Raw genomic sequence first — 22,702 nt, 5'->3', positions numbered from 1 at the left:
CGCAACGGCGATGCGGGTCAACCGGCCTGGCGGCTTCCCAGTAGCTCAATTTCCGACAACGTGTGCTGGTCTTCGGGAGTGTCCAGAGCGAGTCGGTAGTGCCGGTAGCTGGCCGGGTGGGAGAGGGAGAAGGGGCGCGTCTGTCTGTTCCAGGTGAAGGACTCGCCAGCGCGCCGGTCCAACTCCACCCACGTCGCACGGTCGTTGGAGCCCTCAAGTACCCATCCCGTCGGCGCTTGGGACCGGTCCGCCGAGGTGAGAGTGTACGAGGAGACGGTGGCCCCGGCAGGGACGGTGAAGGTCGCGCGGGAGACCGTCGTGGAGGTGGCGGAAGTGTCGTCGGTCAGCGGGCTGCCGTCCGGGACGGTCAGATCGGTGGGCGGGGACGGTGCCCGGTCGCCCTGGGTGAGGGAAGTGGGTCCCGCCGACGGGCCGTTGGCCCAGTGGGATGGGCGGGGGCCCATGGTGAAGTCGAGGGTGGCGCCGTGGGCGAGGAGGGCGTGGGGGAGGGCGGTGGAGCTCCAGAGTTTGCCGTTCACCCGGAGGTCTTGGACGTAGACGTTCCGGGGGCTGTTGTGGGGCGCGTTGATCACCAGGTCGCGGCCGTTCTCCAGGTGGACGACGGCCTTGGTGAACAGCGGTGAGCCCACCGCGTATTCGCCCTGTCCCATCACCAACGGGTAGAACCCCAGGGCGCTGAAGACGTACCACGCGGACATCTCGCCGTTGTCCTCGTCGCCCGGGTACCCCTGGCCGATCTCGCTGCCGAGGTAGAGCCGGGAGAGCGCCTCGCGGACCTTCGCCTGGGTCTTGTACGGCTGGCCGGCCGCGTCGTAGAGGTAGGCGATGTGGTGGGCGGGTTGGTTGCTGTGGCCGTACATGCCCATCCGGACGTCGCGGGCCTCGGTCATCTCGTGGATGACGTCGCCGTAGGAGCCGGCGAACCGCTTGGCGGCGGTCTCCGGGGTGCCGAAGTAGGCGTCCAACTTCCTGGCCAGGCCGGCCCGTCCGCCGTAGAGGTCGGCGAGCCCGCGGGTGTCCTGCGGGGCGGCGAAGGCGAACGTCCAGGCGTTGGTCTCGGTGTAGTCGTAGCCCCAGACCCGGGGGTCGAAGCGGTCCGGGGGCAGCCGCCAGGCACCGCCCGCGTCCCGGCCCTGGAAGAAGCCGATGCGGTCGTCGAAGAGCCGGACGTAGTTCTGGGCCCGGCCCAGGAAGTACGCCGACTCCTCCTGGTAGCGGGGGTTGTGGGTCTTGGCGTAGAGGGCCTGGCCCATGCGGGCGATGCCGAAGTCGTTGAGGTAGCCCTCCAGCGCCCAGGACGCGCCCTCGCGGGTGTCGGTGCTGGTGTAGCCGAGGAACGGCGCGGTGGTCATGCCCTTGCGGCCGACGCCGGCGGCGGGCGGGGCGACGGTGGCGTTCTTCACGGCCGCTTCGTAGGCCGCGGCGGCGTCGAACTTCACGCCCTTGACATAGGCGTCGGCGAACGCGACGTCCGAACTGGTGCCGGTCATCAGGTCCGCGTAACCGGGCGAGGACCAACGGGAGATCCAGCCGCCGTCCTTGTACTGCTGGACGAAGCCGTCGACCATCTTCCCGGCCCGCCCGGGGGTGAGCAGACAGTAGGCGGGCCAGGTGGTGCGATAGGTGTCCCAGAAGCCGTTGTTGACGTACACCGCGCCGTCGACGATCTTCGCGCCGGTGTGCGTGGGGGTGTCCGGACCGGCCGGGGGCGAGAACGGGCTGGCGTAGCGGACCCGCGAACCAACCTGCTCCGAGCCGGAGTTGGGGTAGAGGTAGAGCCGGTAGAGGTTGGAGTAGAGGGTGGTGCGCTGGTCCTGGGTGGCGCCCTGCACCTCGACGCGGCCCAGGAGGGCGTCCCATTGGGCGCGGGCGCGGTCCCGGACGGTGGCGAAGGGGGTGCCGTCGGGGATCTCCCGGGCGAGGTTGGCCTTCGCCTGGTCGACGCCGATCAGCGAGGTGGCCAGGCGCAGCGTCACGGTCCGGTCGGCGCCCGGTCGGAGCTTCAGATAGCCGGTGACGTCCTTGCCCCCGCCACCCGTGAGCCGCCCGCTCGCGGCGACCGGCTTGTCCACCACGCCGTAGATGAACAGCCGGGTGGCGCCGACCGACAGCCCGCTGCGGACGTCGGAGTAGCCGCTGACGACGCCGTGTTGGGCGTCCAGGGTGAGCCCGCCCTTGTTGTTGACGTTGTCGAAGAGCAGGTTGGCGTCCGGGCCGGGGAAGGTGAACCGCATCATCGCGGCGTGGTCGCTCGGCGCGACCTCCGCTCGCAGGCCGTTGTCGAAGGTCACCGCATAGCGGTATGGGCGCGCGGACTCGCGCTCGTGGTGGAAGGGCAGCGCGCGCCCGGTGCGCGAGGCGTCCGGGGTGCCGGCGGCGGTGGACGGCATCACCTGGAAGGTCTGCCGGTCGCCCATCCAGGGGCTCGGCTCGTGACTGGCGCCGAACGCCTGGAGGGTGGGCAGGTTGTCGGCGTTGTTCTTCCGCGCGTACTCGTAGAGCCAGTCCGTGGAGCCGGCGTTGGTCACCGGCGTCCAGAACGTGAAGCCGCCCGGGACCGCGGTCGCGGGGAAGGTGTTGCCGCGCGAGAAGCTGCCGCTGGAGAGGGTGCCGCGGGTGGTGACGGCGTAGTCGGAGAGGTGCGCGAGCGGCTTCTCAGGAGCCTTGGGCGCGATCACGAGGTCGTCGAGCCAGCCGCGGAAGGCGGGCGCGGTGCGCGGCGCCCGGGGCGCGTCGTAGGCGAGCAGGATCCGGGCGACGGTCTTGCCGGCGGCGACCGCGCCGATCCGGGATGCGCGGTGGTTCCACTGGTTGACGTAGAGCGTCTTGGCGGCCGCCTGGCCCTGCGCGGTCAGCGGCGCCCCGTACTGGTCGGTCGCGGCCAGCTCGCTCAGATACGTCCCGTCGGTGAAGGCCAGGTCGACCGCGACGTGGGTGGCGGGGTAGTCCAGGTCGGTCTTGGCCAACTCCGGGAAGAGCCGGTACGACAGCGTGGTGGTGGGCGTGACGGGCAGGTGGACCGCGAAGAGCTTGTTGTACGAGTAGGCCCGGCCGGCTGCGGTGTGGGTGCCGGCGTAGCGCAGGGCGTGGCCGCCGGTGAAGCCGGCGTGCGGTTTCGCGGTGGGGGAGTCGGCGGGGCCGGTGCCGGGCGCGGTGTCCATCCCGGGGGCGCCGGGCGTCTGCTCCGGGGTGACGCCGGAGGTCTTCGGGCGGCCGTCCGGACCGGTCTCGACGGTGTCGGTCCAGTCCGGTGCCGGCTGACCGGGCTCGAAGGAGGAGCTGAACTCCGCTGCAGTGTGCGGCGGTTGGGGCGTTGCGGCCCGGGCCGGGGCGGTCGCGCCCGGCGCGGTCAGGGCGAGCAGGGCGGCCGCCACGAGGGCGGCAGGGCGGGCGATCCCCCGCAGTGGACTGTGCCGGTATCTGTGCCGGTGCCGCACGCGATTCCCTCTCAACGGGATTGACATCGTTGTCAGTTGCGTAGTGCAGAGATAAGTAAGGTGCGCACCGGGGTGGGTGTCAAGGGTGCGGCGAGCGCGGGGGCGACCGTGTCGCGCACGGCTCCCGCGACCGGCGCCCTTTCCTCGCCAGTGCCCCCGGACGGGGCGTCGAAGACGCATACCGGTGAGGTCTCAACTAGAGAAAGACTGCCGGCCAACTCGGTATCCGATCTTGCCTGTTCGGCCGGAAGTGGACTATACCTATCGGCGTCCGAACCCGGCCGTACGACTGTCGGCACGGAATCCGGGGGGAAAGCGGGGGAACGGAGAATTCCCCTGCCTGTCCCTAGCTCGCCCGGTTGCACATCCCGCACGACTCAGCTTCAACTGACCCGCGGTGCCGGGGTGGCTCCGGTACACCGCGTTCAGTCCCGGAGAAGGCGAGGACTTGAGCATGGGCTCCACCTTTGAAGTCAACCGTCGCGATCTGGTCAAGCGAGCCGCCGCCCTGGGAATTCTCGCGGTACCGGCCATGGGCGCCCTCTCGTCCTGCGCCACCGGAGGCGGCGGCGCATCCGACCAGGGCACCAAGAACAAGGGCGCCACCTCCGCCAAGAATCCGCTCGGCGTGAAGAACGGCGTACCGCTGGAGGCGTTCATCTTCAAGGGCGGGCTGGGCGACCAGTACGCCAAGGACGCCGAGGCGGACTACCACAAGACCTACGGCACCACGGTCAAGCACACCGGCACCCAACAGATCGGCCCCAAACTCCAGCCCCGCTTCGCCGGCGGCAATCCGCCCGATGTGATCGACAACTCCGGTGCCGACCACCTCGACATGAACAAGCTCTCCGCACAAGGGCAGTTGCAGGACCTCACGCCGCTGCTCGACGCCCCGTCGGTGGACGACCCGAAGAAGAAGGTCCGGGACACGCTTTACCCCAGCACCCTCGAAAAGGGCAAGCACAAGGACACCTTCGACGTCTTCTACTACGCCTTCACGGTGTACGGCACCTGGTATTCCAACAAGCTGCTGAAGGACCGGGGTTGGCAGTACCCCACCTCCTTCGACGAGATGATCAGCCTCTGCGCCGAGATCAAGAAGGCGGGGATCGCGCCCTGGACCTATCCGGGGCACTATCCCTACTACGTCCACTTCAACATGTTCGCCCAGATCGCCAAGATCGGCGGGCTGGACAAGTGGATCGCCATCGACAACCTCGAACCGCATGCCTGGACCTCCAACGACGCGGTCAAGCAGGTCGTCGGGCACTACGAGGAACTGGCCGCCAAGGGCTATTTCCTGGCCGGCAGTCAGGGCATGACGCACATCCAGTCGCAGACCGCCTGGACCCGCGGCAAGGCCGCCTTCATCCCCAACGGCTCCTGGGTCGAGAACGAGGCCGCGCCCACCACCCCGCCCGACTTCGACATGGCCGTCGGCCCGCTCTTCAACGGCGGCAGCGGCGACAAGATGCCGCACGGCACGCTGCGCGCCGAGCCCAGCGAGCCGTTCATCGTCGCCAAGGGCGGCAAGAATCCCGTCGGCGGCATGGAACTGCTGCGCATCATGCTCTCCAAGAAGCACGCGCAGAATTTCGCCACCAAGGTCAAGTCGCTGACCTCGGTGCGCGATGCGACCGACGGAATGCACCTTTCTCCGGGCCTCGCCTCCGCCGCCAAGGCGGTCAAGGCGGGCGGGCAGAACCTGCTGATGATCCAGCTCCAGGAGTGGTACCCGCAGCTCACCGACGAAAAGCTCGGCGGCATCACCAGCCAGCTCCTCACCGGCGAACTCAAGGCCGCCGACTGGATCAAGAAGGCGCAGTCGTACGCGGACGCGATCGCCAAGGACGATTCCGTCACCAAGTTCCACCGCTCCGCCTGAGCCTGGTTTCCCGACCGGGACGCACGCCCACGCACCACCGCTGACGAGGGAGGGCCGGGGAGCGCATGCGACACGGCAAGTACCGATTCATCGTGGGGTTCCTGGCCCTGCCCCTACTGCTCTACGGCATCTTTGTGATCTCGCCGTTCGTCCAGGCATTCCAGATTTCCACCACGGAATGGAGCGGACTGCGCGGCACCGCCAAGGGTGTTGGGCTGGCCAACTACACCAAACTGCTGCACAGCGACGAATTCTGGAACGCACTCAAACACAACGTCGTCATGTTGGTGCTGGTGCCGATCGTGACGCTGGCACTGGGGCTGTTCTTCGCGTTCATGCTGAACATCGGCGGCCGGTCCCGGCGCGGCGCGGTCGTCACCGGCGTCCGCGGCGCGCGGTTCTACAAATTCGTCTACTTCTTCCCCCAGGTCATCTCGATCACCATCATCTCGGTGATCTGGTTCAACATCTACAATCCCGATCCGCACGACGGCATGCTCAACTCGCTGCTGGGCACGGTGGGTTTGGGCTCTTTCCAGAGCGCCTGGCTGGGGGAGGGGAGCCTGGCCCTGGCCTGCATCATGGTCGTGATGGTCTGGGCGAACGTCGGCTTCTACGTCGTGCTGTTCTCCGCCGCCATGGCCGCCATTCCCCGGGAGATCTACGAGGCCGCGCTGTTGGACGGCGCCAGCCGCTTCCACACCTTCTTCCGAATCACCCTCCCGCTGCTGTGGGACACCGTGCAGACCGGCTGGGTCTACATGGGCATCATCGCGATGGACGCGTTCGCGCTGGTGCAGATCATGTCCGTCAACATGGGCGGCCCGGACGGCGCGACCGACGTCGTCCCGCTCCGCCTCTACCTGACCGCCTTCCGCGACAGTCAGTTCGGCTACGCGGCGGCGATGGGCGTCGCGATGCTCGTCGTCACGCTGCTGTTCGCCGCCCTCACGATGCGCTTCGCGCGCCGTGAGCGGATCGAGTTCTAGGGACAGGGCGCATGACGACACAAACCACGCCGGCGCGGGCGCGCCGGACCGCCGAGGGCGGCACGCTCAACGTCTTCTCGCACGGCATCCTCGTGGTGTGGGCGCTGATGGTGGGCCTGCCGCTGCTGTGGGTGCTGTGGAGCTCCTTCAAGAGCAGCGGCGACATCCTCACCACCCCCTGGTCGTTGCCGGGCAAGCTGCACCTGGAGAACTGGGTCAACGCCTGGCAGAAGGCGAACATCGGCCGGATGTTCCTCAACACCCTGATCGTGGTGGGCGGTTCGCTCACCGGCACGATGGTGCTGGGGTCCATGGCCGGCTACGTTCTGGCCCGCTTCGACTTCCCCGGCAACCGCCTCATCTACTACCTCTTCGTCGCCGGCATGTCCTTCCCGGTCTTCATGCTGGTGATCCCGCTCTTCTTCGTGCTGCGGGACTTCCCCGGCGTCCCGCTGCTGGCGACGTACCAGGGCCTGATCGCCGTCTACATCGCCTACTCGCTGCCGTTCACGGTCTTCTTCATGACGGCGTTCTTCCGTACCCTGCCGACGTCCATCGCGGAGGCGGCGATGATCGACGGCGCCTCGCACGTGCGGACGTTCTTCCAGGTCATGCTGCCGATGGCCAAGCCGGGCCTGATCAGCGTGGGGATCTTCAACTTCCTGGGGCAGTGGAACCAGTACCTGCTGCCGATGGTCCTCAACCAGGACGAGAGCAAGTACGTGCTCACCCAGGGCCTGGCCAACCTCGCGCTCCAGCAGGGCTACCAGGGCGACTGGGGCGGGCTGATGGCCGGCATGATGATCGCGATGCTGCCGGTGCTGCTCGTCTACGTCATCTTCCAGCGGCAGGTGCAGGCCGGGCTGACGGCCGGCGCGCTGAAGTAGCGCCGGCCGCGGCGTCGGTGGGCGGTTCCGCACCCGTCGGAACCGCCCTGTCCGCATGCCCCACCACCTCCCGGTTGCGCCCGGACTCAACGCCTTGACGTAACTTCCTCACTGGAGTTCTGCTTAGAGTTCACATGTTGAAATCGGTTGCCGCCCCTCCGACGACGTGGGTGCGGCCGGCGGGCAGTCGTCGCACTGCCCGCCCCAGGCGGGAGTGGATGAGTCGATGGAGACTCCGGGGTCGCAGTCCTCGCTGCACCGGGCCAATCTGGAGCGGGTCGTCCGGGCGGTGCGCATGGCGGGCTCGCTCACCCAGGCGGAGATCGCCCGGAGTACGGGGCTGTCCGCGGCCACCGTCTCGAACATCGTTCGCGAGTTGAAGGACGGCGGCACGGTCGAGGTGACGCCCACCTCCGCGGGCGGTCGCCGGGCACGCAGCGTCTCGCTCTCCGGGGACGCCGGCATCGTCGTCGGCGTCGACTTCGGCCACTCCCACCTGAGAGTGGCGGTCGGCAACCTCGCCCACGAGGTGCTCGCCGAGGAGGCCGAGCCGTTCGACGTGGACGCCTCCGCGGCCGAGGGCTTCGACCGGGCGGAGCGGCTGGTCAGCCGGCTGATCGAGCGGACCGCGGTCACCCCGGGCAAGGTCATCGGCGTGGGCCTGGGCGTCCCCGGCCCGATCGACGTGGAGTCCGGCACCCTCGGTTCGACCGCGATCCTGCCGGGCTGGGCCGGCACCAAGCCCGGCGAGGAGCTCTCCGAGCGGCTCGGCGTGCCCGTCTACGTCGACAACGACGCCAACCTCGGCGCGCTCGGCGAGTTGGTGTGGGGCGGCGGTCGCGGCGCGGCGGACCTGGCGTACATCAAGGTCGCCAGCGGCGTCGGCGCCGGGCTGGTGATCAGCGGCCAGATCTACCGCGGCCCGGGCGGCACGGCCGGCGAGATCGGCCACATCACCCTGGACGAGACCGGCCCGGTCTGCCGCTGCGGCAACCGCGGTTGCCTGGAGACCTTCACCGCCGCCCGCTACGTCCTCCCGCTGCTCCAGCCCGGCCACGGCCCGGACTTGACCATGGCGGGGGTGGTCCAGCTGGCCCGCGAGGGCGACCCGGGCTGCCGGCGGGTCATCGCGGACGTCGGCCGGCACATCGGCAGCGGCGTGGCGAACCTCTGCAACCTGCTCAACCCCAGCCGGGTGGTGCTGGGCGGCGACCTGGCCGAGGCCGGCGAGCTGGTGCTCGGGCCGATCCGGGAGTCGGTGTCGCGGTACGCGATCCCCAGCGCCGCACGGCAGTTGAGCATCGTGCCGGGCACCCTCGGGGGCCGCGCCGAGGTGTTGGGCGCGCTGGCCCTGGTGCTGAGCGAGATGGGCGATTCGAGCCTGCTTGACGGCGCGCGGGACGCGGACGCGGCCGCCATAGCGCGACCGGCATAGGTTCACCTCCAAAACGCATGGCACCGTTGTCATCTCGTTAAGGATTTACTCCTTGACCGGCGGCTGGCGGCCGAGTTGACTTCCAGCCACCTCGGCCGCAACGACGCGGCCATGTCAGGGAGGCACCCCATGAAGTGCACGCACATGTGGACGCGCCGCGTCGTCATAGGCACCGCCGCCGTCGCGATGGCGCTCTCCGTGGCCGCCTGCGGCAAGGCCGGCGACGGTGGCAAGAGCGGCGGTGACGGCAAGACCATCGGTCTGCTGTTGCCGGAGAACAAGACCACCAGATATGAGACCTTCGACCGCCCGCTGATCACCAAGAAGATCCAGGCGCTCTGCCCCGACTGCAAGGTCAAGTACAACAACGCCGACCAGGACACCCAGGAGCAGAAGAAGCAGTTCGACGCCCTGATCACGCAGGGCATCAAGGTGATCGTCCTGGACCCGGTCGACTACAAGGCCACCAGGTCCTGGATCGACCGGGCCGCCGAGAAGGGCGTCAAGGTCGTCGCCTACGACCGGCTGGCCGAGGGGAAGATCTCCGCCTACGTCTCCTACGACAACGAGAAGATCGGCCGCCTCCAGGGCCAGGCACTGGTCAAGGCGCTCGGCGACAAGGCCAAGGACAGCAATGTCGTCATGATCAACGGCTCGCCGACCGACCCCAACGCCCCGCTCTACAAGCGCGGTGCGCACAGCGTCCTCGACAAGCAGGTCAAGAAGGTCGTCTACGAGCAGGACATCCCGGACTGGTCGCCGGACGAGGCCAACAAGAAGATGGGCGCCGCCATCAACTCCCTGGGCAAGAACGGCTTCCAGGGCGTCTACTCGGCCAACGACGGCATGGCCGGCGGCATCATCACCGCCCTCAAGCAGCAGGGCGTCTCCGTGCCGGTCGGCGGCCAGGACTCCGAACTCGCCGGCCTCCAGCGGGTCTTGAAGGGCGATCAGGCGTTCACCATCTACAAGCAGATCCAGCCGCAGGCCGACACCAGCGCCGAGATCGCGGTCCGACTGCTCAAGGGCGAGAGCATCGACTCGCTGGCCCCCACCAAGGTCGACAGCATCAGCGGCGAGGTCAAGGGCATCCCCGCCAAGCTCTACGACGCCCAGATCGTGACCAAGGACAACATCGAGGGCACGATCATCAAGGACAAGGTCTACAAGGCCAGCCAGATCTGCACCGCCGACGTCAAGGCGGCCTGCGCGGCGGCGGGCATCAAGTAGCGCGCGCCGCGGGCCCGTTGTGGCCCGCGCCGCCCCGCCCCCGGCCCGGCCGACGACACCTCGCCGCGCCGGGGCCCGCACCCCCGCACCCGCCCCACCGTTTTCCCCGCCGCAGCGACGGCGGTGAAGGAGATGATTCACGTGTCCGCTCCGCCCGTGCTGGCGTTGCGCGGGGTCTCCAAGCGGTTCGGCGCCGTCCAGGCGCTCACCGACGTCACGTTGGAGATCCATGCCGGTGAGGTGGTCGCCCTCGTCGGCGACAACGGCGCCGGCAAGTCCACCCTGGTCAAGACCATTTCGGGCGTCCACCCGGTCGACGACGGCTCCATCGAGTGGCAGGGCGCCCCGGTCCGCATCGGCAAGCCGCACGACGCCCAACAGCTCGGCGTCGCCACCGTTTACCAGGACCTCGCGCTCTGCGACAACCTCGACGTGGTCGCCAACCTCTACCTCGGTAACGAACTTCGCACCGCCGGCGTCCTCGACGAGATCGCCATGGAGAAGCGGGCCAAGGAACTCCTCGACACCCTGTCCATCCGGATACCCAGCGTCCGCATCCCGGTCGCCTCGCTCTCCGGCGGCCAGCGGCAGGTCGTCGCCATCGCCCGTGCCCTGATCGGCGAGCCGAAGGTGGTCATCCTCGACGAGCCCACCGCCGCCCTCGGCGTCGAGCAGACCGCCCAGGTCCTCGACCTCGTCGAGCGGCTCCGCGAACGGGGCCTCGGCACCATCCTGATCAGCCACAACATGGCCGACGTGCTGGCCGTCGCGGACCGGGTCGCGGTGCTCCGACTGGGCCGCAACAACGGCGTCTTCGACGTCGCGGACACCAGCCACGAAGAGATCATCGCCGCCATCACCGGCGCCTCGGACAACGCCGTCACCCGCCGCCGGGCGCGCACCGACCAGGCGCGCACCGACCTGACGAAGAAGGAGGCCGGGGCGTGAGCGAGCAGCAGACCACCGAGACCGCGCCGCAGCCGCGGCAACCGGCCGCCGTCGATCCCCGCCTGCTGGTCCGGGAGAACGGGTTCGCCGGCTATCTCGACGAGTTCGCCCGCCGGATCCGCGGCGGTGAGCTGGGCTCCCTGCCGGTCATCATCGGCCTGGTCGTCATCGCGGTCGTCTTCCAGTTCAAGAACAGCAGCTTCCTGTCCGCGGACAGCCTCGCCAACATCGGCGTCTACACCTCCGGCCTGGGCATCATGGCCGTCGGCATCGTCTTCGTCCTGCTGCTCGGCGAGATCGACCTCTCGGTCGGCTCGGTCGCCGGTGTGGGGGCGGCCGTCTGGGCGGTGTTGAGCGTCGGTCACGGCGTCAACGACTGGTTGGCGGTCGTGCTCGCGGTGGTCGCCGGCACCGTCATCGGCGCCCTCCACGGGTTCTTTTTCGCCAAGATCGGGGTGCCCGCCTTCGTCGTCACCCTGGCCGGCTTCCTCGGCTGGAGCGGCCTCCAGATCTGGCTGATGGGCAAGGAAGGCTCCATCAACACGCCCAGCGGCAGCGTGGTCGAGAGCCTCACCGGCTACTACTTCGACGACAAGGCCGCCGCCTACGGCCTGGCGCTGGTCGCGGTCCTCGCCTACGCGGGCTCGCTGCTACTGGACACCCGGCGCCGCAAGGCCGCCGCCCTGCCGGCCCGGCCGCTCAGCGAGGTCCTGCTGCGCACCGGCGTGGTCGCGGTGATCGCCTTCGCCGTCGCCTACGTCCTCAACGAGCCGGCCGGCGCCCGCGGCCTGCCGCTGGCCCTGGTGCTCTTCCTCGCCGTCCTGGTCCTCGCCGACTTCGTGGTGCGCCGCACTTCCTACGGCCGGCAGATCTTCGCGGTCGGCGGCAACGCCGAGGCGGCCCGCCGGGCCGGCATCAACGTGGCCCGGGTCCGGATCACCGTCTTCGCGATCTCCGGGATGCTCGCCGCGTTCGGCGGCCTGTTCATCGCCAGCCTCTCCGGCGGTGCCACCAAGAACCTCGGTGCCGGCAACACCCTGATGAACGTGATCGCGGCGGCGGTCATCGGCGGCACCAGCCTCTTCGGCGGCCGCGGCAAGATCTGGTCCGCGCTGCTGGGCATGCTGGTCATCCAGTCGATCCAGCAGGGCCTGAACCTGCTCGGCATGGCCAGCGAGATCCAGTACATGATCACCGGCGCGGTCCTGCTGGCCGCCGTGGTCATCGACTCGCTCTCCCGCCGCACCCAGAAGACCGCGGGGCGCACATAAGGAGGGGCGCACGTAAGCGCGGGCGGTGGTGCTTCCGCGGCGGCGCCCCTGGGCGCGCGTAGGGCACGGGCGGTGGTGCGTCCGCGACAGCGCCCCCGCCGCACTTAAGTGCGCAATGTCGCAGCGCAAAACGGCAGATACCGGCCCCCATCGGACGCTCGCCAGAGGCGTCCCGGTGGGGGCCGCGCCCTGCGCCGTCCCGTGCGCAGTGCCACGTCACACCCGCACCGCCGGCCAAAAATCGCCCTCCGACACGGTTGTCACCCGAGTGACATGCATCGTGAGGCCCGGCCGCGCCTGCGGCGGACGCAACATTAGACTCATCTGATCGGCAAGCTCGACCTACGGCAGCAAGGAGGCATGGGGTGGCATTGCTGACCCGTATCAAGGGGCCGCGCGACCTGGACCGGCTCTCGTCCGAGCAGCTCGCGCAGCTGGCGGGGGAGATCCGTAGCTTCCTCGTCGACGCGGTCTCCAAGACCGGCGGACACCTCGGCCCTAACCTCGGCGTGGTCGAACTGACCATCGCCCTGCACCGCGTCTTCCATTCCCCCAAGGACAAGATCCTGTGGGACACCGGACACCAGTCCTACGTCCACAAGCTGCTGACCGGGCGCCAGGACTTCTCCAAGCTCAAGGCCAAGGGCGGCCTCTCCGGCTACCCCTCCCGCGCCGAATCCGACCACGACATCATCGAGAACAGCCACGCCTCCACCGTCCTGGGCTGGGCCGAGGGCATCGCCAAGGCCCATGAGGTCCGCGGCACGGACGACCGCGTGGCGGCCGTCATCGGCGACGGCGCGCTCACCGGCGGCATGGCCTGGGAGGCGCTCAACAACATCGCCGCCGCCAAGGACCGCCCGCTGGTCATCGTCGTCAACGACAACGAGCGCTCCTACGCCCCGACCATCGGCGGCCTGGCCAACCACCTCGCCACCCTCCGCACCACCGACGGCTACGAGCGCTTCCTGGCCCGCGGGAAGGACATCCTGGAGCGCACCCCGGTCGTCGGCAAGCCGCTCTACGAGACCCTGCACGGCGCCAAGAAGGGCCTGAAGGACTTCATCGCGCCGCAGGGCATGTTCGAGGACCTGGGTCTGAAGTACGTCGGCCCGATCGACGGCCACGACATCGAGGCGCTGGAGTCCGCGCTGGCCCGTGCCAAGCGCTTCGGCGGCCCGGTGATCGTCCACTGCCTCACCGAGAAGGGCCGCGGCTACAAGCCCGCCGAGCAGGACGAGGCCGACCGCTTCCACGGCATCGGCCCGATCCACCCGGACACCGGCCTGCCGATCTCCTCCGGCGGCAAGGACTGGACCGGCGTCTTCGGCGACGAGATGGTCGCGCTGGGCAAGGAGCGCGAGGACATCGTCGCCATCACGGCGGCCATGCTCCAGCCGGTCGGCCTGGAGAAGTTCGCCAAGGAGTTCCCGGACCGGGTCTACGACGTCGGCATCGCCGAGCAGCACGCCGCGGTCTCCGCCGCCGGCATGGCCACCGCCGGACTGCACCCGGTCTTCGCGGTCTACGCCACCTTCCTCAACCGCGCCTTCGACCAGGTGCTGATGGACGTCGCGCTGCACAAGTGCGGCGTCACCTTCGTCCTGGACCGGGCCGGCGTCACCGGCACCGACGGCGCCTCGCACAACGGCATGTGGGACATGTCGCTCCTCCAGGTCGTCCCCGGCCTGCGGCTCGCCGCACCGCGCGACGCCGACCAGGTGCGCGCCCAGCTGCGCGAGGCCGTCGAGGTCGATGACGCGCCCACCGTGGTGCGCTACTCCAAGGGCGCGGTCGGCCCGGCCGTCGAGGCGGTCGGACGGGTCGGCGGCATGGACGTGCTGCGCGAGGCCGGCACCGAGGGGCGCCCCGACGTCCTGCTGGTGTCGGTCGGCGCGCTCGCCCCGATGTGCCTGGAGGTCGCCGACCTGCTCGACAAGCAGGGCATCTCCACCACCGTCGTCGACCCGCGCTGGGTCAAGCCGGTCGACGAGGCGCTGCCGGGCCTGGCCGCCGAGCACCGACTGGTGGTCACCGTCGAGGACAACATCCGTACCGGCGGCGTCGGTTCGGCGATCGCGCAGGCGCTCCGGGACGCCGGCGTGGACGTCCCGCTGCGCGACTTCGGCATCCCCGAGCGGTTCCTGGACCACGCCTCCCGCAAGGAGGTCATGGCCGAGATCGGGCTGACCGCGCCGGACATCGCCCGCCAGGTGACCGGCCTGGTCGCCAAGATGGACAACCGCGACGAGGACGCCGGTGCGACCGCGACCGCCGAGGCGGCCCGCGACTGACCGCACCCCGCACCGCCGACCGATGGGCCGGCCGGACGCCCCCAGGGACGTTCCGGCCGGCCCATCGGCGTCTTCGTGGCACCCCATCTGGTTCCCACCCCATCGGGTGATTCCCCGGCCCCCGAGGGCCCGCCGCCGCAGCCTCATTCGGGACATTGCAGACACTCGGGCAGTTCAGGAGAGTCGCGAGGGCCGTCCAGGCGGAGGTTCGCCCATGAGCACAGAGCAGGGACCACAGGGAGAGGCGCCCGGAAACGGGCCGCTCGCGCCCCGCAACCGCACGCGCCGCGACCGCGGCGTCCTACGGACGAAGAGCATCGAGCAGTCGATCCAGGACACCGAGGAGCCGGAGCACGCCCTCAGGAAGTCGCTCTCGGCGCTGGACCTGACCGTCTTCGGCGTCGGTGTGGTCATCGGCACCGGCATCTTCGTCCTCACCGGAAAGATCGCCAAGGAGCAGGCCGGGCCCGCGGTCGCCGTCTCCTTCGTCGTCGCCGGCGTGGTCTGCGCGCTGGCGGCGCTGTGCTACGCGGAGTTCGCCTCCACCGTGCCGGTCGCCGGCTCCGCCTACACCTTCGCCTACGCGTCCCTCGGCGAACTGCCCGCCTGGATCATCGGCTGGGACCTGATCCTCGAACTCGCCCTGGGCTGCGCGGTGGTGGCCGTCGGCTGGTCCGGCTATGTGCGCTCGCTGCTGGACTCCGCGGGGCTGCACGTGCCGTCGGCGCTGTCCGGCAGCCACGGCGGGCACTTCGGCTTCGACCTGCTGGCCTGCGTCCTCGTCCTGGCCATCACGGCCGTCCTGGTGCTCGGCATGAAGCTCTCCTCCCGGGTGACGTCGGTGGTCGTCGGCGTCAAGGTGACCGTGGTGCTGCTGGTGATCATCGCCGGCGCGTTCTTCATCACCGGGGCCAACTACCGGCCCTTCATCCCGCCCAGCCAACCCAGCCCCGCCGGCGGCGGAGTGGCCGCGCCGCTCTCCCAGTTGCTCTTCGGCTTCACCCCGTCCCACTTCGGCGTGATGGGCATCTTCGCCGCGGCCGCGGTGGTCTTCTTCGCCTTCATCGGCTTCGACATCGTGGCGACCGCCGCCGAGGAGACCCGCGTCCCGCAGCGCGACGTGCCGCGCGGCATCCTCGGCTCGCTGGCCATCTGCACCCTGCTCTACGTCGCCGTCTCCGTCGTCGTCACCGGCATGGAGAAGTACGACCAGCTCTCCGTCGACGCCCCGCTCGCCGACGCGTTCAAGCACGTCGGCCACCCCTTCTACGCGGGCCTGATCAGCTTCGGCGCGGCGGTCGGCCTGACGTCGGTCTGCATGATCCTGCTGCTCGGCCAGAGCCGGGTGTTCTTCGCGATGAGCCGGGACGGGCTGCTGCCCCCACTCTTCTCCCGCGTGCACCCGAAGTTCGGCACCCCGCACCGGTCGACCATCGTCCTCGGCGTCGTGGTCGCGGTGGTCGCCGGCTTCACCTCCATCGACGTGCTGGCCGAACTCGTCAACATCGGGACGCTGTTCGCCTTCGCCGTGGTCGCCATCGGCGTGGTCCTGCTCCGCCGCTCCCGCCCGGACCTGCCGCGCGCCTTCCGCACCCCGTTCGTCCCGGTGGTGCCGCTGCTGTCGGTGCTCGCCTCGTTCTGGCTGATGCTCAACCTGCCCGCCGAGACCTGGATCCGCTTCGCGATCTGGATGGTGGTCGGCTACGTCCTCTACGTCCTCTACGGGCAGCGCCACAGCCGCCTCGCCCTCCGCCAGCGGCAGCGGGACGCGGCCGGCACCCGGCCGTAGCGCCTCGCCAACCGGGGCCGGTGGTACGGACGCCCGCCGGCCCCGCGCGCCCGCAGGCGCCGCGCTGCGCGGCTACGAGGCGCCGGCCGACCCCGAGCCACCCCGGACCGTCCGCGGGCCCGTCACGCGGGCACCCAGCGCCTGCACGCGCTCCCGCAGCCCGCGGTCCGCGGTCACCACCAGACAGTCCCGCCCCGCGCCCTCGTCGGCCACCAGCGCCACGATCGCGTCGTCGCCGCTGCCGTGCGCCGACACCGCCCGGACGCCCGGCACGGACGCCACCCCGCGCGCCGCGCCCTCCACCACCAAGACCAGCTCCAGCGGCGGCTCGACCAGACCCGGCAACCCCGTCGCGGCGTACCCGACCAGCGCGTCCCGCAGCCGCTCGGCGGCCCCGCGCCGGTCCCGCCACCAGCCGTCCGGCACCGAACCGACGACGTTCGCGGCATCCACGACGACCAAGGAATCCATACCGCCAGCCTGCCACGCGCGGCGCCGCCGTCCGCCCGCGCCCGGTACGCGAACGACGCGCGGACCGGCTCCACCGAGCCGGTCCGCGCGCCAACTTCCCTGCAGCGACGAGCCGTTACGCCGGAACGCTCGCGACCCCCGGGGCCAGGAACTTCTTCCCGGTCACCCGCTCGGAGACGCCCGCGCGGTCCAGGTACGGCGTGATGCCGCCCAGGTGGAACGGCCAGCCGGCGCCGGTGATCAGGCACAGGTCGATGTCCTGCGCCTCGGCCACCACGCCCTCGTCCAGCATCAGGCCGATCTCCTGCGCGACGGCGTCCAGCACCCGGTCGCGGACCTGCTCCTCGGTCAGCACCGCGTCGCCCTGCTTGAGCAGCGCGGCGACCTCCGGGTCCAACTCCGGCTTACCGGAGTCGTAGACGTAGAAGCCGCGCTTGCCGGCCTCGACGACCGCCTTGAGGTTCGGGGAAACCGTGAAGCGCTCCGGGAAGGCGCCGTGCAGCGTCTCGGAGACGTGCAGGCCGATCGCCGGGCCGACCAGCTCCAGCAGCACCAGCGGGGACATCGGCAGGCCGAGCGGCTCGACGGCCTTCTCGGCGGTGGCGACCGGGGTGCCCTCGTCGATGACGTTCTGGATCTCGCCCATGAAGCGGGTCAGGATGCGGTTGACGACGAACGCCGGGGCGTCCTTCACCAACACCGCCGTCTTCTTCAGCGACTTGGCGACGGAGAAGGCGGTGGCCAGCGACGCGTCGTCGGTCTTCTCCGCCCGGACGATCTCCAACAGCGGGAGGATCGCGACCGGGTTGAAGAAGTGGAAGCCCACGACCCGCTCGGGGTGCTTGAGCTTCGACGCCATCTCGGTGACCGACAGGGACGAGGTGTTGGTGGCGAGCACGGCGTGCTCCGGCACCACCGCCTCGACCTCCGCGAACACCTGCTGCTTGACGCCCATCTCCTCGAAGACGGCCTCGATGACGAAGTCCGCGTCGCCGAACGCGGCGGCCTTGTCGAGGTGTCCGGAGACCAGGCCCTTGAGGCGGTTCGCCTTGTCCTGGTTGACCCGGCCCTTGAGCAGCAGCTTGTCGATCTCGCCGTGGACGTACTCCACGCCCTTGTCGATCCGGGCCTGGTCGATGTCGGTGAGGACGACCGGGACCTCCAGGCGGCGCGCGAACAGCAGCGCCAGCTGCGAGGCCATCAGGCCGGCGCCGACCACGCCCACCTTGGTGACGGGGCGGGCCAGCGCCTTGTCCGGCGCACCGGCCGGCCGCTTGGCGCGCTTCTGCACCAGGTTGAACGCGTAGATGCCGGAGCGCAGTTCGCCGCCCATGATGAGGTCGGCCAGCGCCTGGTCCTCGGCGTCGAAGCCCTGCCGCAGGTCGCCGTTCTTGGCGGCCGCGATGATGTCCAGCGCGCGGTAGGCGGCCGGGGCGGCGCCGTGCACCTTGCCGTCCGCGATCTCCTTGCCGCGCTGCACGGCCGCGTCCCACGCCTCGCCGCGGTCCACCTCGGTCCGACTGACCTCGGTCTGGCCGGTCAGCACCGACGCGGTCCAATCCAGCGACCGCTCCAGGAAGTCCGCGCCCTCGAACAGCGCGTCCGCGATGCCGAGTTCGAAGACCTGCTCACCCTTGAGCTGCTTGTTCTGGTTGAGCGAGTTCTCGATGATCACCGAGATCGCCTTGTCCGCGCCGATGAGGTTCGGCAGCAGCGCGCAGCCGCCCCAGCCGGGCACCAGGCCGAGGAAGACCTCGGGCAGCGAGAAGGCCGGCAGCGCCTTGGAGACGGTGCGGTAGGTGCAGTGCAGACCGACCTCGACACCGCCGCCCATGGCCGCGCCGTTGTAGTACGCGAAGGTCGGCACGGCCAGCGACGACAGCCGCTTGAAGACGTCGTGGCCGCCCTTGCCGATGGCCAGCGCGTCCTCGTGCCGCTTGAGCAGCTCGACGCCCTTGAGGTCGGCGCCCACGGCGAAGATGAACGGCTTGCCGGTGATGCCGACGCCGACGATCGCGCCGTCCGCGGCCTCCTTCTCGACCTGGTCGATGGCGACGTTGAGGTTCGCCAGCGACTGCGGTCCGAAGGTGGTCGGCTTGGTGTGGTCCAGGCCGTTGTCCAGCGTGATGAGCGCGAACCGGCCCGCGCTCTTGGGGAGGTCGAGGTGGCGCACGTGCGCCTGCGTCACGACCTCGTCGGGGAACAGCTCGGCCGCACCCTTCAACAGCTCAGCGGTAGTAGTCACTTGTTCCCCTCGAAGTGCGGGTTCTCCCAGATAACGGTGCCGCCCATGCCGAAGCCGACGCACATGGTGGTGATGCCGTAGCGGACCTCCGGCTGCTCCTCGAACTGCCGCGCCAGCTGCGTCATCAGGCGCACACCGGACGAGGCCAGCGGGTGGCCGAAGGCGATCGCGCCGCCGTACTGGTTGACCCGCGGGTCGTCGTCGTCGATGCCGTAGTGGTCGAGCAGCGAGAGCACCTGGACGGCGAACGCCTCGTTGATCTCGAACAGGCCGATGTCGTCGATCGTCAGGCCGGCCTTGGCCAGCGCCTTCTGGGTCGCCGGGACCGGGCCGATGCCCATCACCTCGGGCTCGACGCCGGCGAACGCGTAGTCCACCAGGCGCATCTTGACCGGCAGGCCCAGCTCGCGGGCGACGTCCTCGGCGGCGATCAGCGAGGCGGTGGCGCCGTCGTTGAGGCCGGCGGCGTTGCCCGCGGTGACCCGGCCGTGCGGGCGGAACGGGGTCTTCAGGCCGGCGAGGTTCTCCAGCGTGGTGCCCGGGCGCATCGGCTCGTCGGCGGTGGCCAGGCCCCAACCGGTCTCGCCGGCCTCGGCGTTGGTGCGGCGCACCGAGATCGGCACCAGGTCGGCCTGGATCTTGCCGTCGGCGTACGCCTTCGCGGCCTTCTCCTGGCTGCGCACCGCGTACTCGTCGGCGCGCTGCTTGGTGATCTGCGGCAGCCGGTCGTGGAGGTTCTCCGCCGTCATGCCCATGAACAGGGCGGACTGGTCGACCAGCTTCTCGCTCACGAACCGCGGGTTGGGGTCCACGCCCTCGCCCATCGGGTGCCGCCCCATGTGCTCGACACCGCCGGCCACCGCGAGGTCGTACGCACCGAAGGCCACCCCGCCGGCGACGCTGGTCACCGCGGTCATCGCGCCGGCGCACATCCGGTCGACGGAGAAACCGGGCACGGACTGCGGCAGCCCCGCCAGGATGGCGGCGGTACGGCCCAGGGTCAGGCCCTGGTCGCCGATCTGGGTGGTGGCGGCGAGGGCGACCTCGTCGATCTTGGCCGGGTCCAGGTCCGGGTTGCGGCGCAGCAGCTCCCGGATGCACTTGACGACCAGGTCGTCGGCGCGGGTCTCGTGGTAAATGCCCTTCGGGCCCGCCTTGCCGAACGGGGTGCGGACGCCGTCGACGAAGACGACGTCCCTAGCGGTACGAGGCACGTTGGCTCTCCTCCAGGTGCGGGATGGCACTGCTGCGGGCGCGCCCCGGAGGACGCGTCACACCCACATGCTACTTACGGGTAACCACGCTGCACACCCCCCTCGCCGGGAGCGGCGAACGTCACACCGTCCACCGGCCGGAACCCTCCTGGCCCGGCGAACCGCGCGCGGCGGACGCCGAACGCGGCGCGCACCGGGAACGCCGACGGCCCCGGCCGCGCCATGGGAGCGCGGCCGGGGCCGTCGGTTGAGGGGCGTCGGGGCCCGCGTCAGGAGCCGTTGGCCAGCAGTGCCTCGGTGAGGAGCGGCGTCACCAGCTCGATCTGCCAGGGACGGGCGCCGTGTCCGGCGAGGACCTCGGCGACCGTCTCCGGGGTCGGGCCGGCCGGCGGCTCCCAGCACACCCGGCGCACGGTGTCCGGGGTGATGAGGTTCTCCTGAGGGAGGTTCAGCTGCTCGGCGAGCGCCGTCACGGACGCGCGGGCGGCGGTCAGCCGGGCCGCCGCCGCGGGGTCCTTGTCGGCCCAAGAGCGGGGCGGCGGCGGGCCGTTGAGCGGCTGGCCGGGCTGCGGAAGCTCGCTCTCCGGCAGCGCCCGGGCGCGGTCGACGGCGGCCTGCCACTGCTCCAGCTGGCGCCGGCCCATCCGGTGCCCGAAACCGGAGAGCGCGGCCAGCGCATGGGCGTTGGGCGGGAGTTGGAGCGCGGCCTCGATGATCGCGGCGTCGCCGAGCACCTTGCCGGGCGAGACGTCGCGCCGCTGGGCGACCTGGTCGCGCAGCGTCCACAGCTCCTTGACGACCGCCATCTGCCGCCGCCGGCGCACCTTGTGCATCCCGGACGTGCGGCGCCAGGGGTCCTTGCGGGGCGGCGCCGGGGGAGCGGCCGCGATCGCCGCGAACTCCTGCCGGGCCCACTCCAACTTGCCCTGCCGGTCCAGCTCCTCCTCCAGCGCGTCGCGCAGGTCCACCAGCAGCTCGACGTCGAGCGCGGCGTAGCGCAGCCACGGCTCGGGCAGCGGGCGGGTGGACCAGTCGACGGCGGAGTGGCCCTTCTCCAGGGCGTAGCCGAGGACGTTCTCGACCATGGCGCCCAGGCCGACCCGGGCGAAGCCGGCCAGCCGCCCGGCCAGCTCGGTGTCGAAGAGTCGAGTGGGGACCATCCCTATGTCGCGCAGACAGGGCAGGTCCTGGGTCGCGGCGTGCAGCACCCACTCGGCGTCGGCGATCACCTCCCCCAGCGCGGCCAGGTCAGGACAGCCGACCGGGTCGATCAGCACGCTGCCGGCGCCCTCGCGGCGCAGCTGGACGAGATAGGCGCGCTGTCCGTAGCGGTAGCCCGAGGCGCGCTCGGCGTCCACCGCGACCGGTCCGCGGCCGGCGGCGAAGGCGGCGACGATGTCGGCGAGCGCCTCGCCGCTGGCGGTCACCGGGGGGATGCCCTCACGGGGTTCCAGTAGGGGTACCGGCGCCGGTCGGGAATCCGGAGGCGATTCTCCGGGTGCTCGCAGTGTCATGTCTGCTGCGGTCTTTTGGGCGTCGGTCACCAGTCAAGGGTATCTGTGGATGCACGTCGCCCGTCGGGGGAATGTTCCCTCGACGGGCGAGACGGGTCGGGCGGCGGGGTTTTTCAGTGGATGATGCCGGTGCGCAGGGCCACCGCCACCATGCCGGCGCGGTCTCCGGTGCCGAGCTTGCGGGCGATGCGCGCGAGGTGGCTCTTCACGGTCAGCGCCGACAGCCCCATCGAGACGCCGATGGCCTTGTTGGACTGGCCCTCCGCCACCAGCCGCAACACCTCCACCTCGCGCCCGGAGAGCTCGCGGTAGCCGCCGGGATGCCCGGGGGCGCCGGGCGGACGGCGCTGCATCCGGGCCGCGTTGGCGCCGATCGGCGTGGCGCCCGGCCGGCCCGGCAGGCCGAGGTTGGTGCGGGTGCCGGTGACGACGTAGCCCTTGACGCCGCCGGCGAGCGCGTTGCGCACCGCGCCGATGTCGTCGGCGGCGGACAGCGCCAGGCCGTTGGGCCAGCCGGCCGCCCGGGTCTCGGACAGCAGGGTCAGGCCGGAGCCGTCGGGAAGGTGGACGTCGGCCACGCAGATGTCGCGCGGGTTGCCGACGCGGGGACGGGCCTCCGCGATGGACGATGCCTCGATCACGTCACGCACGCCGAGGGCCCACAGGTGACGGGTGACGGTGGAGCGGACGCGAGGGTCGGCCACGACGACCATGGCGGTCGGCTTGTTCGGGCGGTAGGCGACCAGGCTCGAAGGCTGCTCAAGGAGAACTGACACCGGGCCTCCTGGGGAGTGGCGGGGACGGAAGCCGACTGGGGAAAGCCGGAATGATCCGTGTTTGAAGGGTCACTGACCTCTTCGGCAGCAATCCGGCGGGACTTTAGAGTTTGATCACGATTTAGTTAGGGGCAATTCGGGCAAATCGGATGCGTGAGCGATCAAGGTGGGCACGAGTGCGCATCGGGTGATCACAGGCGTACGCGATGCCGTCCGGAAGCGGAAGCGGGGGGCGGACGACGACGACCGGCCCCCCCCCGACAGCGGCGGCCGCCAGCACGTGAGGCGAGAAA

At 70.4% G+C, this 22,702-nt stretch carries 15 protein-coding genes; 9 read left to right on the top strand and 6 right to left on the bottom strand.

The annotated features are described in order from the left end of the window. Window positions 1-17 precede the first annotated feature (17 nt). Window positions 18-3,485 (bottom strand): GH92 family glycosyl hydrolase, encoded by a 3,468-nt coding sequence (locus tag ACFVFQ_RS12345; protein WP_383413171.1) that lies wholly within the window; start codon window positions 3,483-3,485, stop codon window positions 18-20. 427 nt (window positions 3,486-3,912) lie between these two features. Here ACFVFQ_RS12345 and ngcE point away from each other — a divergent pair, with 427 nt between their 5' ends. The 9 genes from ngcE (at window position 3,913) to ACFVFQ_RS12300 (ending at window position 16,189) form a co-directional block, all read left to right on the top strand. Beyond that, window positions 3,913-5,346: an N-acetylglucosamine/diacetylchitobiose ABC transporter substrate-binding protein gene (ngcE, locus tag ACFVFQ_RS12340; RefSeq protein ID WP_383413168.1), complete on the top strand. Its 1,434-nt coding sequence runs from the start codon at window positions 3,913-3,915 to the stop codon at window positions 5,344-5,346. A gap of 65 nt (window positions 5,347-5,411) precedes the next feature. Continuing rightward, window positions 5,412-6,335, top strand: a complete 924-nt coding sequence (locus ACFVFQ_RS12335) for a carbohydrate ABC transporter permease (protein ID WP_383413165.1) — start codon at window positions 5,412-5,414, stop codon at window positions 6,333-6,335. Window positions 6,336-6,346: 11 nt separating this feature from the next. Next, window positions 6,347-7,222 (top strand): carbohydrate ABC transporter permease, encoded by an 876-nt coding sequence (locus tag ACFVFQ_RS12330; protein WP_383413161.1) that lies wholly within the window; start codon window positions 6,347-6,349, stop codon window positions 7,220-7,222. Window positions 7,223-7,448: 226 nt separating this feature from the next. Continuing rightward, window positions 7,449-8,657, top strand: a complete 1,209-nt coding sequence (locus tag ACFVFQ_RS12325) for an ROK family protein (protein WP_383413156.1) — start codon at window positions 7,449-7,451, stop codon at window positions 8,655-8,657. Window positions 8,658-8,843: 186 nt separating this feature from the next. Next, the gene (locus tag ACFVFQ_RS12320; protein WP_383413634.1) at window positions 8,844-9,887 is read left to right on the top strand and encodes a substrate-binding domain-containing protein; all 1,044 of its coding nucleotides are present in this window, start codon (window positions 8,844-8,846) and stop codon (window positions 9,885-9,887) included. 132 nt (window positions 9,888-10,019) lie between these two features. Further along, the gene (locus tag ACFVFQ_RS12315; RefSeq protein WP_383413153.1) at window positions 10,020-10,835 is read left to right on the top strand and encodes an ATP-binding cassette domain-containing protein; all 816 of its coding nucleotides are present in this window, start codon (window positions 10,020-10,022) and stop codon (window positions 10,833-10,835) included. Continuing rightward, a complete protein-coding gene (locus ACFVFQ_RS12310; protein WP_383413150.1) occupies window positions 10,832-12,106 on the top strand; it encodes a sugar ABC transporter permease in 1,275 nt (424 codons plus the stop codon). The genes ACFVFQ_RS12315 and ACFVFQ_RS12310 overlap by 4 nt, the downstream gene beginning before the upstream one ends. A 365-nt stretch (window positions 12,107-12,471) precedes the next feature. Further along, window positions 12,472-14,400: a 1-deoxy-D-xylulose-5-phosphate synthase gene (gene dxs, locus ACFVFQ_RS12305; RefSeq protein ID WP_383413147.1), complete on the top strand. Its 1,929-nt coding sequence runs from the start codon at window positions 12,472-12,474 to the stop codon at window positions 14,398-14,400. A 214-nt stretch (window positions 14,401-14,614) separates the two neighbouring features. Continuing rightward, a complete protein-coding gene (locus tag ACFVFQ_RS12300) occupies window positions 14,615-16,189 on the top strand; it encodes an amino acid permease (protein ID WP_383413144.1) in 1,575 nt (524 codons plus the stop codon). Window positions 16,190-16,261: 72 nt separating this feature from the next. Here the strand turns inward: ACFVFQ_RS12300 and ACFVFQ_RS12295 are convergent, their stop codons facing one another. From ACFVFQ_RS12295 to ACFVFQ_RS12275, 5 genes are all read right to left on the bottom strand, one after another. Beyond that, on the bottom strand, window positions 16,262-16,660 hold the full coding sequence (locus ACFVFQ_RS12295) for an NTP pyrophosphohydrolase (RefSeq protein ID WP_383413141.1): 399 nt from the start codon (window positions 16,658-16,660) through the stop codon (window positions 16,262-16,264). Between the two features lie 115 nt (window positions 16,661-16,775). After that, window positions 16,776-18,905 carry a 3-hydroxyacyl-CoA dehydrogenase NAD-binding domain-containing protein gene (locus ACFVFQ_RS12290; RefSeq protein WP_383413138.1) on the bottom strand — a complete coding sequence of 710 codons (2,130 nt, stop codon included), beginning with the start codon at window positions 18,903-18,905 and terminating at the stop codon, window positions 16,776-16,778. Next, entirely contained in the window at window positions 18,902-20,119 is a 1,218-nt protein-coding gene (locus ACFVFQ_RS12285; protein ID WP_383413134.1) for a thiolase family protein, read from the bottom strand. The genes ACFVFQ_RS12290 and ACFVFQ_RS12285 overlap by 4 nt, the downstream gene beginning before the upstream one ends. Window positions 20,120-20,388: 269 nt before the next feature. Then, window positions 20,389-21,663: an HRDC domain-containing protein gene (locus ACFVFQ_RS12280; RefSeq protein WP_383413131.1), complete on the bottom strand. Its 1,275-nt coding sequence runs from the start codon at window positions 21,661-21,663 to the stop codon at window positions 20,389-20,391. Window positions 21,664-21,746: 83 nt separating this feature from the next. Next, a complete protein-coding gene (locus tag ACFVFQ_RS12275; RefSeq protein WP_274912735.1) occupies window positions 21,747-22,409 on the bottom strand; it encodes a response regulator transcription factor in 663 nt (220 codons plus the stop codon). Window positions 22,410-22,702: the final 293 nt, after the last annotated feature.

It is taken from the genome of Streptomyces sp. NPDC057743, assembly GCF_042798755.1.
Lineage (GTDB): Bacteria > Actinomycetota > Actinomycetes > Streptomycetales > Streptomycetaceae > Streptomyces.
Note: the sequence above shows the minus strand (reverse complement) of the source record. Positions and strands in the feature narration are given on the sequence as shown.